We start from the raw sequence: 11,518 nt of genomic DNA, 5'->3' as shown, positions 1-11,518 counted from the left end.
ACCCCATCTTTGCTCCGGACCTGTCAGCGCGGTCACCGGATCACATAGATATGCACCTTGGAAGTCTGTTGCATCAAATCATATGTAAAATTCAATTCAATTGACCAGTCTGCGATGTAACTCTACCGCAGTTTTGCCCAGAAATCACGTGATCGTCATCGCAATGGTGCGGACTGTCTCCTCTTGGCGTCATGTCTGCTGCCCCATCGCAGGCAGCTGCCCATCATGCGGCCAGATGCGAGGTGATCTCTCCCTGGGCCTCATCCCATTCGGCTTGCAATCGCATCAGGTCCGTCCCGCCATTTCCATCTGCGTTTTCTATATCCAACAGCGCATGACGGAGCGCGCCAAATCCCAACACCGCTGCCGAACCTGCCAGCCTGTGGGCCTCGGCCCGGAGCGGATCGGACAGATCTTCACAGGCGTGCAGATCCGCGAGCAGCTGCTCCATGTCGCCTTTGTATTCGGCCAGAAACTCGACGCCACGGTCGCGGCCAAGTGCATCAAAGAACTGTTCGATATCAGAGAGTTCTCGGGCAGCTGCGGGTGCTGGCTCTGGCGTCTGGGCAGCGGCCGTCAGCTTGGTCGTTGGCTGGGCCTTTGCCACCGGCCGCCTGCTGCGCACCAGCGGCAGGGTTGCGCGGCGATCAATCACATCTGCCAATGTCGATTTGTGGACCGGCTTGGTGACAACCTCGGCCATGCCTGCTGCAAGGATACGCACATGATCCTGCGGCGCCACATGTGCCGTCAGCGCAACGATGTCGACCCCATCAGCCAGGTGCCCGCTGCGGATCTGGCGAGTTGCCTCGATCCCGTCGACCCCTGGCATGGAAATATCCATGAAAATCAGGTTGAAATCCTTGGCGCGCGCAGCGGCAACCCCCTCTGCCCCGCCGGGAGCCAAGGTGACGCGATGACCAAGGTTGCGCAACATCTTCTCAACCAGGATACGGTTGATCTCATTGTCTTCAACCACAAGAATATCAAGCGCTTGCGGGTCTTGTTGTTCAGCCACAGAGGCGGCGGCCTGCGGCTCCTTCTGCACAGCGTCATGCGTATCTGCGGCTGCCGCAGGAGCGGCCGACGCGGTTGTGTTGGATGCGCTCTGACCAGAGGCCGGCAGTGGTAGGGAAATCGTGAAAAGGCTGCCCTCGCCCAGCTCGCTCTCGCAGCTGATGTCCCCGCCCATTGCCTCGACCGTCCGGCGGGTGATCGCAAGCCCCAGCCCCGTTCCTTCACTGCTGCGGGAGTAGCTGGCATCCAGGCGGATGAAATCCTCAAAAATGCGGTCCAGATCATCCTCGGCGATGCCCTTTCCGGTATCGGCGATGCTGATTTCCACCCGATCGCTGCTGCCAAGGCGCTGGACCTCAACGGCGACCGCCCCGTCCCGCGTGAAATCAACGGCGTTTTGCAGGATTTTCTGCAACACCCGCTGCACGGCAAGCGGTCGGCCCAAGACGTTGTTGGTGGGGCCCAGGTTGCAACTCCAGCTCAGCTCGTTCCCCGCCTGGCGGGCCGCAGGCTGCTGGGATTTGACCAGTTCACCAACAAGTTTGGCGAGATCAAATATCCGGCGGTTTTCATTGTCGACGCTGCTTTCAAGATTAGAGAGCTGCAGGACGTCATTTACGTGCCCCATCAGCCGGTCGCCGGATTGACGGATCATGGTCACATAGCCGGATTGTTCGGCGCTCAGGCCGCTGTCAGACAGCAAATCAACCGCGCCCAGCACACCGGTCAGCGGCGTGCGCATCTCGTGGCTCATGACGGTCAGCAGCTCTGCCTTTGCCCGCTCTCCGGCGAGGGCCTTGTCACGGGCATTGCGCAACTCCCGCTCTGCCGCGATCCGGTCGGAAATATCGCGCAGATAGCTGACAAAGACAGTCTCGCCCTCTTCTCCATCCTCGGTGGGCTTGCTCGCGGTGATGGACAGCTCAACCGGAAAGACCTCTCCCGATTTTCGCTTTGCTTCCAGTTGGATACGGCCCTTTCCGATGACGGTTTCCTGGCCGGATGTGCGAAACCGCTCCATTCCTTCGGCATGCGCCTCGCGCAGGTGGTCGGGCACGATGAGATCGGCCATGTTGGCGCCGGTTGCTTCGGCCCTGGAATAGCCAAAGATGGCTTCGGCGGCGCCATTGAATTCCTGAATTTTTCCGTCGCTGTCGACGACGAGGATCGCGTCAAGCGATGAGGTGACCATCGCGCGCATGCGCGCCACGGCCTCGCGGGTCCGCTCTGCCAGGCGCTTGCCCCGCTGGTAAAGCCGCCCCATCATCAACGTCGTCATCGTCAACGCCACAAGAAGCGCCAGGACTACAATCGCAAGGCGTGACAGAAGATCAAAGAAATTCAGTCGTTTCTCTTCGCTCGCGCGGGCGTGTTCCGTCAGCCCCGCAAGCGCGAGATTGCGCAAATCGGTCCTGTTTTCTTCAAGTATTTCGCTGACCCTGGGCAGGCCAAACAAAAGCGCCTCATCCGGGCCGTCGATGTAGGTGATGAGATAGTCGATCCGCTGCTGCACGCGCGGCATGATCCCGGCGTTGTCAGGCGCGTTGCGGACCGGCGCGAATGTCCGGCTTTCGCGGATGGTCATGATCCGGCTGAACAGAATGTCGAATTTGCGCCGAACCTGCGCCAGATCCTCGACAGTTTCAGCTGCAAGTACCGCATTCTCGAGCTTCAGATGTTCGATTTCCGCTTGCGACAAGGTCCATTGCAGGCTGTCCGTTGCGGCCGTCGACAGACCATCAAGACGAAAAAGCACCTCTCGTCCCAGCCGCACAGATTGCACGGCTAGCAGCGCGACGACCACCGCAATGGCAATCAGCACGCCGCGCGAAAAAAAGGAGTTGCTGCGCAGTTTCACCTAACTCTCAACCTCGGCCAAGGGTTTCATTTGGTTACAGTAATCTCCTCCAACTGCCAAATGCTACGGGAATAAATCGCCTCTGTCTGGTAGGCTGGATCACTGTCGAACGGATAGACGATCCAAAGTGGCCCCTTATCCCTGAGCGACATGACCGCGCCGTTACGCTCATAGGCGACGATCGGGCCACCCTCCACCGCGTCAGCCAGCGGAATTTCGACGGAATAATCATTGATCGCGCGGGCTGTCAGCACACCATCGCCGTCGGTCGGCAGCTCAAGCGTCGTCAGAAGATGCGCAAGGCTTACCCCGGCAAATTGCTGCACGCCCGAGGTCCAGATGGTGGCGGTGTCAAAACCGACCCTCGGCATTTGTTGCAGGTCTTCCATGGTAAAGTGGTGCTGGGCCGTGATCTGGCCATCACCCCCCTTTTCAGTGACCGTCAGCGCAGCCTCGGACGCAACGGCAGACGCGGCGCCACATGCCATTGAAACGCCAAACGCAAACAGCAGTGCGGCTAACCTCTTGTAGAGGATTTTCATATCAATCAATCCTTTTGCCACTGTCGTTGCAGGCACATTGGTTCACCCAACGCGACGCAACGGGTATGTTTCGTATAAAAGACAGAGACTTATCGTCGTCTGCCCTAGTTCCGATCTTGCAAAAGTTTCCGTGGTATTGATGTATGTTTTGTAACTTTAGCCACAAATTGGCCCCCGCCTAGGGGAATAATACACGAAATTTACATTCAACTCTACCGGGTTTCGTGTTACAGGCACTCCCGCCAGCGATATTGACAACTCGTAAACGAATGTCAGGATAGAGTTGCGGGGGTTAGCCCGACCTGAGCCAGGAGCTTACATGCGCATTTTATTGGCGGACGACCATGATATGGTCCGCGAAACCATTTCAGCCTATCTGCAATCCGAAGGTGGCGCGACGGTCACATCAGCTGTCGATCTTCCCGGGGCGCTCGGGGAAATCGCGGACAATGGTCCCTACGATCTGGTCTTGCTTGATTACAACATGCCCGGAATGAACGGGCTGGCTGGCTTGGGCACCGCGCTTGAGGCCAATGGCGGCAAGGGCGTTGCCATCTTGTCGGGCAGCGCACCCGCACGCACCGCAAAAGAGGCGCTGGATGCCGGGGCTATCGGTTTCATCCCCAAGACAATGGGGGCGCAATCGCTTTTGAACGCGGTGCGTTTCATGAGCGCGGGGGAAATTTATGTCCCTGTCGAATTGATGCGCAAGGAGGCAGAGGCACCGTCCCACCCGCTGGCAGACAAGTTGAGCCCACGGGAAATCGAGGTGCTGGATGGCCTGTGCCGTGGTCTCTCCAACAAGGAGATCGCCCGGGAACTGGAGCTGCAGGAAGTCACCATCAAGCTGCATGTGCGCACGCTCTGCCGCAAGCTGGATGCAAAAAACCGCACCCAGGCGGCGCTGACCGCCAAAGAGGCCGGCCTGTTCTAAAAACAAGCATATTAACAGATACCTAAGGCGCACAGCTCATGTAACTCACTGGGCCTGCGGCGGCACGTCTGCTTGGCCGCGACACTCGGCCATGCTAGGCCGGTGTCGTGCTCCGCCACCAGTGGGCACGCAGGATCAGATCACGCGGGACCGGGGACATGCGCCAGCCAACAGCAGACACGGCCAATTGGATCAGTCGCTTTCAGGGGCTGATGCAACTGGATCAGGACACCCGCGAGCAACTCTTGCGTAAAAGCCAGATCATCAGCGCACCAAAAGGCGCGGTCATCTTTGGGCCCGGAAAATCGCCTGAAAACATGCTTTTCCTGCTGGATGGTACGGTTCGGGTGCAACAGGTGTCAGAGACGGGTCGCGAAATCCTGCTGTACCGGATCACGGCAGGCGAGAGCTGTGTGCTCACCACTGCCTGCCTGTTGGCCTACGAGGACTACGCTGCCGAAGGAATTGCCGAAACGGCGGTGCGCGCAGCCGCCCTCCCACGGGCGATCTTTGACGAGTTGGTGGCCAGCTCACCAACCTTTCGCAACTTTGTTTTTACCGCTTTTTCCAAACGGATAACCGATCTTTTTCATGTAATCGACGAGGTCGCGTTTCAGCGTATCGACGTCCGCCTGGCACAAGGACTGCTGGATCTTGCCGGACAGGGCGACCATCTAGCCGTGACACACCAGCAGCTGGCTGTTGACCTGGGCACTGCGCGCGAGGTGATTTCACGACAGATGCAGGAATTTCAACGCCGTGGCTGGGTGCGACTGGCGCGCGGCACCGTCGACATCCTGGACCGTGACGCCCTGCGCCACCTGAGCGGACGTTGAAGGCGCATCACGATACCGCGACGCGGCCACCTGTCCCGGTGTGCAGGCGTTGGTGACAAAGTCACAGACAGTGGCCGGCCCCCTCTGCGATGCTGGATCTGCGGCGCCGATCGCGCCGTGTCCACCGGATTTGAGGAGACCACCCCATGCCACGCAATGTCGGATCCATTGACCGCCTCTTGCGCGCCCTCTTGGGCATTTTTCTGATTGCCGCGCCGTTTGTCACCGGCTGGCCCCTGTTCGAGGCCACCTGGGCCACCGCGGTGGCATTTCTTGCAGGTGGCGTGATGCTGGCTGTCGCCGCGAGCCGCTTTTGCCCGATCTACAGTCTGATCGGCATCAAGACCTGCAAGGCCTGATCCCAACCGGCTGAGACAGACCAAACCCAATGGCACGGCCCGGCGTGACAGTACGGACCGGGCCACCCCCAACAGAACTGAAAGTCACTCCGATGCACGCAGGCCTTCTTCGCTATTTTCCCATTCTGGACTGGGGGCGCAGCTATGGGCGCGTGACATTTGCAAATGATCTGATGGCGGCCGTCATCGTGACCATCATGCTGATCCCCCAATCGCTGGCCTATGCATTGCTTGCGGGGCTACCGGCTGAGGCTGGCCTCTATGCGTCCATCGTGCCAATCCTTCTTTATTCCGTTTTTGGCACCAGCCGCGCGTTGGCTGTCGGGCCGGTTGCCGTGGTGTCGCTGATGACCGCCGCAAGCCTGAGCGACATCGCGGATCAGGGCACAATGGGCTACGCCGTGGCGGCCCTGTCGCTTGCAGCGCTTTCTGGGGTGATGCTCCTTGCGATGGGGCTCATGCGTCTGGGGTTTCTGGCCAATTTTCTGTCCCACCCGGTGATTGCGGGGTTTATCACCGCCTCGGGCCTGCTGATCGCGGCGAGCCAGCTAAAGCACGTCTTTGGCATCCCCGCCGCAGGGCACAACCTGCCTGAAATCATTGGCAGCCTGGTTTCTGGCCTGCCGCAAACCAATCCCGCGACCCTTGCGATTGGTGTCTCTGCAACTGGCTTTCTGTTCTGGGTGCGCAAAGGTCTGAAACCTGCCTTGCGCGGGATCGGAGTTGGGCCACGAACTGCGGATGTGCTAACCAAGGCCGGGCCGGTTGCCGCGGTGGTTGTAACAACGCTCTTGGTGTGGGGGCTGGATCTGGGCAATGGCGATCTGCGGGCAAATCCCGTGCAAATCGTGGGCCATGTGCCTGCCAGCCTGCCGCCCTTCACCTTGCCTGATCTCTCACTGGATCTGGTGTCGCAACTGCTGCTGCCCGCCGCTCTGATTTCTGTCATCGGGTTTGTGGAGTCGATTTCCGTGGCCCAGACCCTGGCTGCCAAACGGCGCCAGCGTGTCGACCCGGATCAGGAGCTCATTGGATTGGGCGCTGCAAACCTTGGCGCGGCCTTTTTCGGTGGCTTTCCGGTCACAGGCGGGTTTTCCCGGTCTGTCGTCAATTTCGATGCAGGTGCCGCAACCCCCGCCGCTGGGGCCTTTACTGCAATCGGGCTGGCTGTTGCCGCGCTTGCGTTCACACCTCTCATTCATGATTTGCCCAAGGCGACGCTGGCGGCAACCATCATCGTGGCGGTTCTGGGGCTGGTCGATGTCTCAATCCTGCGACGCAGCTGGGCCTATTCCAAGGCAGATTTTGCCGCCGTGCTGGGAACCATTCTGCTGACACTTGGCCTTGGCGTAGAGGTGGGCGTTTCTGCCGGGGTTGGCCTGTCGATCCTGCTGCATCTTTACAAGACATCGCGCCCCCATGTGGCAGAGGTCGGCCGCGTGCCGGGGACGGAACACTTTCGCAATATCCTGCGGCACCGGGTGGAAACCGTCCCTTCGATCCTGACTCTGCGCATTGACGAAAGCCTCTATTTTGCCAACGCCCGCTACCTGGAGGATATCATCCAGACCCGCGTGGCGCAGGACAAGGCGATTGATCACGTGATCCTGCAGTGCAGTGCCATCAATGACATTGATCTAAGCGCGTTGGAATCCCTCGAAGAAATCATGCACCGCCTGAGTGAGATGAAGGTGCAGCTGCATCTGAGCGAGGTCAAGGGACCGGTGATGGACAGGTTGGAGCGCGGTGACTTCCTCGACCAGCTGACCGGGCGGGTATTCCTGAGCCAACATGAGGCGATGATGGCCCTTACCCCCCGCCCCGACCCGCAGGAGCCACAAAAGCCCAACACACGTCCCCTGCAGATCGTGGGCGGAACAGAGCCCTGACAGGCGGCCATCGCCTGGCGGTCTTAGTGGGTCTAGACCTTTACGACTTGTACCCGCCCCGCCAACACCAGCGGTCGCAGCAATGCCGTTTCAAAGGACGTGGGCGGTGCTGTGCGGTAGTCTGCAACATTCAGCAGGGCCTTTCCAGCGCCACGAATGGCATCTGCCGCCGCCCGGTCAACCGCGTGGAGAATACGGCTGGCATAGGCCATGTAGGCCTCTCTCAATACATCGTGGCGCACCAGATAGGCCCCCGTTGGCCGAAGAGCCCCCACCGCCTCTGCCGCGCCGGAATAGCGAAATCCGATTGCCGGGTGATGGTCTGGGCAGGCCGCATCGGCGGATGCACATTCCAAACGACCATAAAGCGATGTGCCCTCCCCTGCCTCGGTTGCGAGGGCCACCAGCGCCCGTCCATTTGCCACACCCTCGGCCTGTGCAATGGCCTGCTGCAAAGCCCCAAGGCAGCGACGCGGAAACTGGGCAGGCACCAACAGCACCAGCCCGTCATCCGCCGCGCCCCCCAGGGCCAGCCCGGCTGCAACCGCAGCAGCCGTTCCCCCGCGTGTTGGCTCCAGAATAAGCTGCCCGCAAAAAGAAATGTCGCGCACCTGCGCCGCGCAAAGACGGGCATCAAGATGGGGCACTACCACAGAGGCCGCGCCCAGGTTGGCCAATTGACCCAAGACGTCCTGAAACGGACTGAGCCCAGAAGGGCCCGCCAGAAAATGGGATGGCACATCCGAGGCACGATGCTGTGCAGCCACCGAGGGGTCAATCGGATTGGAGCCAGCCAGAACGATCGGGAAAATCATCGCGCCCCCTTTTCAAAAAACTTAATTGGTGAAGCGAGCCTAGATAAATCAATCAAACCAATCTCCTATCCGTGCGGAGACTGATTGCGCGCAAAAGTATAGTCGCGCATATACTTTTCCGCGCGATAAACGCACGTTTTGCCGCCAAGGAGGCTGCGTAAAAACCTCTGCCGGGTGCGGGTTTCACCGTGACAGCCGCGCTGCCCGACGATATGTTCGCGTTATGTCCACACCCATTTCATCAATCCGCAACCTTGGCCCCGCCTATGAGACCGCCTGTGCAAAGGCAGGCATCCACTCTGCAGAGGCGCTGCGCGAGTTGGGCGCTGATGCGGCTTATGCGCGACTGCTGGAGCATGGAACCAAGCCCCATTTCATCGGCTACTACGTTCTGGTGATGGGCTTGCAGGGCCGTCCCTGGAATGACTGCAAGGGTGAGGAGAAGAAGGCGCTGCGCGTCCGGTTTGACGCGCTGAAGGCCCGCAGTTTTGATGAAAACAAATCCGCATTCGAACGCATCCTGAATGAGATCGGTGTCATCGACCGACGCTGAGCGACGGAACCCAAATCGCCCTCAGGACGTTGTACCAACAACTGCAACCGCACAGAGAGGGCCACGACATGGATCTGATCCGTATCATTCTTTCCGTTATTCTTCCGCCGCTTGGCGTCTTTCTGCAGGTCGGCCTTGGCAAGCATTTCTGGCTGAACATCCTGCTGACCCTGTTGGGTTACATCCCCGGTATCGTGCACGCTGTCTGGGTTATTGCACGGGAGCCGAAACATGCCTGAAGGCCTGAGCGATCATGAACCGCGCCTACAGGAGCTGGAACGCCTTGCGCACCGAATGGACAAGGCGTTTCACCTGCCCATCATAAATGTGCGCGTCGGTTGGGACAGCATTCTGGGTCTTGTTCCCGGGGTGGGCGATGCACTGGCGTTGGCGCCTGCGAGCTATATTCTGTTCTCTGGCTATCGCATGGGCGCCTCTGCGCCGACCCTCGCCCGAATGGCGGCAAACGTGGGGATCGACGCAGTGATCGGTTCTGTGCCTCTTGTGGGTGATCTGTTTGACGTTGGCTGGAAGGCCAATCTGCGCAATGTCGCCCTTTTGCGGAGGCACCTTGAAAAAAAGGCAATGGCGGGGGAGCCCTTGGCCAAACGGCTCGCCCGCCGCGGATTCGACCACATCAACGCACCGGGGCCGGACGCCCTGAGCGTGGCGGGCAAGGCCAGACACCGCTGGGCTGACACCAGCTGGCCCCGCAAACGGCGGGCGGCGCGCAGCTTGCGTCTGCGCCCTGTCTCCAGCTGACAAACAAAAAACCGCGCCGGATTGCTCCGACGCGGTTTTATTTCGTCTCGTGACGGAAGCGGTGGCTTAGCCGACCAGCTCCAGACCGGAGAAGAAGTATGCGATTTCAACCGCTGCGGTTTCCGGAGCGTCGGAACCGTGAACGGAGTTTTCGCCAACGGATTCTGCGAACTCGGCACGGATGGTGCCTGCAGCTGCGTCTGCCGGGTTGGTGGCGCCCATGACTTCGCGGTTTTTCGCGATAGCGTTTTCGCCTTCCAGAACCTGAGCAACGATCGGCGCGGATGCCATGAACTCGCACAGTTCGTCGTAGAACGGACGCTCGGCGTGCACTTTGTAGAACTCACCCGCCTGAGCTTTGGTCAGGTGGATGCGCTTTTGAGCAACGATGCGCAGGCCAGCTTCTTCGAACTTGGCGTTGATTTTGCCGGTCAGGTTGCGGCGGGTTGCATCGGGCTTGATGATCGAGAAGGTGCGTTCCAGTGCCATCGGGCGATCTCCTAATAGAAGTGTTAGATATTTCTGCGCCATCGACGGGTTGTCCCGGCGCTGGCGTTCTCGCGCCGCCTAACATGGCTGCGCCCTTATGGGAAGGGGGTTGTTGAGCTGCGGCGCCCGGCCTTTGCTATTCTGCGGCGGTCAGCGGCTCGCGCTGATCCACCCAGCGCACATAAAGCGCCGAAGCCAGCGCCAGCAGGCTACAGCCCAGGATCAAACCAAGGACGGCAAATGGCGCATTCTCCGCGTTGACGACACTGCCCGTGACCGTGGTCAGGATCGCCCCAACCGCTACGCCCAGCGCACCAGACAGCCCGGCAGCGCTGCCCGCCAACTCTGGGCGAACCGACATCAGACCCGTGCTGGCATTTGCAATGGTCAATCCGTTTCCAAATCCGACCAGAACTGCAGAGGCAAAGAACAGATAGGCGCCCCCTTGGCCGGTCAGGAACACGCTGAGCCCCAAAGAAGGGCCCATTACGGCACTGATCCGCCCGCTGAGGATCAGTGTCAGGAGCGGGACACGCCGGATCAATCGGGCTGAGACAAAGTTGCCGACCATGAAACCGCCGGTGATGATACCGATGCCCAGCCCCACCTGCGCACTGTTCATATCAAACCACGCAGTCGCCACCATGGGCGCACCGGTGATGAAGCAATAAAACCCGCCGAGAGAAAACGCGATACAGGCGCTGTAGCCCCAGAAGCGTCGAGAAGAAAACAACAGCGGATAGCGGCGCATCTGCGCCATGAAAGTATCTGACTTGCGCGCGTTGGTTTCGCCGAAATCCCCCCAGACCATCAGCAGCACAATGGCCCCCAGAAGCGTATAAAGCCAAAAGGATGCCCGCCACCCAAAGGCGATATCCAGAAGCCCGCCAAACATCGGCCCCAGCATCGGCGCCAGCGCCATCGCCATCGTCACATAGCCCAGCGTGCGGGCGGCCTCCTCGGTGTCGAACATATCCCTGACGGCAGCCCGTGGCACCACGGTGCCTACGACGATGACGCTTTGAAGGAGGCGAAAGGCGAGAAAACTGGTGATATCCTGCGCCAGCGCCGCCCCGACAGATGCAAGCGTGAACAGCGAAACCGCAACCAGCAGGACCGGGCGCCGCCCAAATCGGTCTGACAGCGGGCCGATCACGATCTGCATCACCGCCGAAATCGACAGGAACCCCGCGATGGACAGGTTGGCATAGGCATAGTCCACGCCGTATTCCGCCGCGATATTGGCCAAGGACGGCAAAAACATGTTGAGCGCGAGCACCGACAGCGCGGTGCACATGATCAGCGTGATGAGATGCGGATGGCTTTGGGCGGGGCGCATGAAAACGGCTTTCAGATAAAAGGTCTCCCTGACCTATCACGCCACCGACGCTTGTCCAGCGCTGCTGATCGGGCTGCGGACACGTCAGCTGGTGCAATAGCCATTGACCCCTGCCCCGGTTTGGA

General features: G+C 60.0%; 12 protein-coding genes. 7 read left to right on the top strand and 5 right to left on the bottom strand.

The annotated features are described in order from the left end of the window. Nucleotides 1–223 precede the first annotated feature (223 nt). Nucleotides 224–2,875 carry a hybrid sensor histidine kinase/response regulator gene (locus tag KUV39_RS10040; protein ID WP_222459679.1) on the bottom strand — a complete coding sequence of 884 codons (2,652 nt, stop codon included), beginning with the start codon at nucleotides 2,873–2,875 and terminating at the stop codon, nucleotides 224–226. Between the two features lie 26 nt (nucleotides 2,876–2,901). Beyond that, complete coding sequence (locus KUV39_RS10035) at nucleotides 2,902–3,417, bottom strand: putative pterin-binding protein (protein ID WP_244998307.1); 516 nt, start codon at nucleotides 3,415–3,417, stop codon at nucleotides 2,902–2,904. 319 nt (nucleotides 3,418–3,736) lie between these two features. Between KUV39_RS10035 and KUV39_RS10030 the strand changes: the two genes are divergently transcribed. The 4 genes from KUV39_RS10030 (at nucleotide 3,737) to KUV39_RS10015 (ending at nucleotide 7,435) form a co-directional block, all read left to right on the top strand. Continuing rightward, nucleotides 3,737–4,351 carry a response regulator transcription factor gene (locus KUV39_RS10030; protein WP_008562408.1) on the top strand — a complete coding sequence of 205 codons (615 nt, stop codon included), beginning with the start codon at nucleotides 3,737–3,739 and terminating at the stop codon, nucleotides 4,349–4,351. Nucleotides 4,352–4,509: 158 nt separating this feature from the next. Beyond that, the gene (locus KUV39_RS10025; protein WP_209033460.1) at nucleotides 4,510–5,187 is read left to right on the top strand and encodes a Crp/Fnr family transcriptional regulator; all 678 of its coding nucleotides are present in this window, start codon (nucleotides 4,510–4,512) and stop codon (nucleotides 5,185–5,187) included. Nucleotides 5,188–5,333: 146 nt separating this feature from the next. Then, complete coding sequence (locus KUV39_RS10020) at nucleotides 5,334–5,546, top strand: YgaP family membrane protein (RefSeq protein WP_222459677.1); 213 nt, start codon at nucleotides 5,334–5,336, stop codon at nucleotides 5,544–5,546. Between the two features lie 92 nt (nucleotides 5,547–5,638). Beyond that, a complete protein-coding gene (locus KUV39_RS10015) occupies nucleotides 5,639–7,435 on the top strand; it encodes a SulP family inorganic anion transporter (protein ID WP_222459710.1) in 1,797 nt (598 codons plus the stop codon). A 32-nt stretch (nucleotides 7,436–7,467) separates the two neighbouring features. On the opposite strand, the gene KUV39_RS10010 is transcribed toward KUV39_RS10015, so the two are convergent. Continuing rightward, nucleotides 7,468–8,250, bottom strand: a complete 783-nt coding sequence (locus tag KUV39_RS10010; RefSeq protein WP_222459676.1) for a hypothetical protein — start codon at nucleotides 8,248–8,250, stop codon at nucleotides 7,468–7,470. A 223-nt stretch (nucleotides 8,251–8,473) separates the two neighbouring features. Between KUV39_RS10010 and KUV39_RS10005 the strand changes: the two genes are divergently transcribed. The 3 genes from KUV39_RS10005 to KUV39_RS09995 all read left to right on the top strand — a co-directional run bounded on the left by KUV39_RS10005 (nucleotide 8,474) and on the right by KUV39_RS09995 (nucleotide 9,565). Beyond that, the gene (locus tag KUV39_RS10005; RefSeq protein WP_008562643.1) at nucleotides 8,474–8,803 is read left to right on the top strand and encodes a TfoX/Sxy family protein; all 330 of its coding nucleotides are present in this window, start codon (nucleotides 8,474–8,476) and stop codon (nucleotides 8,801–8,803) included. A gap of 68 nt (nucleotides 8,804–8,871) precedes the next feature. Then, on the top strand, nucleotides 8,872–9,042 hold the full coding sequence (locus tag KUV39_RS10000; RefSeq protein ID WP_008561339.1) for a YqaE/Pmp3 family membrane protein: 171 nt from the start codon (nucleotides 8,872–8,874) through the stop codon (nucleotides 9,040–9,042). After that, nucleotides 9,035–9,565: a DUF4112 domain-containing protein gene (locus KUV39_RS09995; protein WP_222459675.1), complete on the top strand. Its 531-nt coding sequence runs from the start codon at nucleotides 9,035–9,037 to the stop codon at nucleotides 9,563–9,565. The genes KUV39_RS10000 and KUV39_RS09995 overlap by 8 nt, the downstream gene beginning before the upstream one ends. A gap of 66 nt (nucleotides 9,566–9,631) precedes the next feature. Here KUV39_RS09995 and ndk read toward each other — a convergent pair whose 3' ends face one another. Next, nucleotides 9,632–10,054 (bottom strand): nucleoside-diphosphate kinase, encoded by a 423-nt coding sequence (ndk, locus tag KUV39_RS09990; protein WP_008563265.1) that lies wholly within the window; start codon nucleotides 10,052–10,054, stop codon nucleotides 9,632–9,634. A gap of 136 nt (nucleotides 10,055–10,190) precedes the next feature. Then, on the bottom strand, nucleotides 10,191–11,393 hold the full coding sequence (locus tag KUV39_RS09985; protein WP_222459674.1) for a multidrug effflux MFS transporter: 1,203 nt from the start codon (nucleotides 11,391–11,393) through the stop codon (nucleotides 10,191–10,193). Between the last annotated feature and the right edge of the window lie 125 nt (nucleotides 11,394–11,518).

This window comes from Phaeobacter italicus (assembly GCF_019801785.1).
Lineage (GTDB): Bacteria > Pseudomonadota > Alphaproteobacteria > Rhodobacterales > Rhodobacteraceae > Phaeobacter > Phaeobacter italicus.
This window is presented reverse-complemented; position numbering and strand designations above follow the sequence as displayed.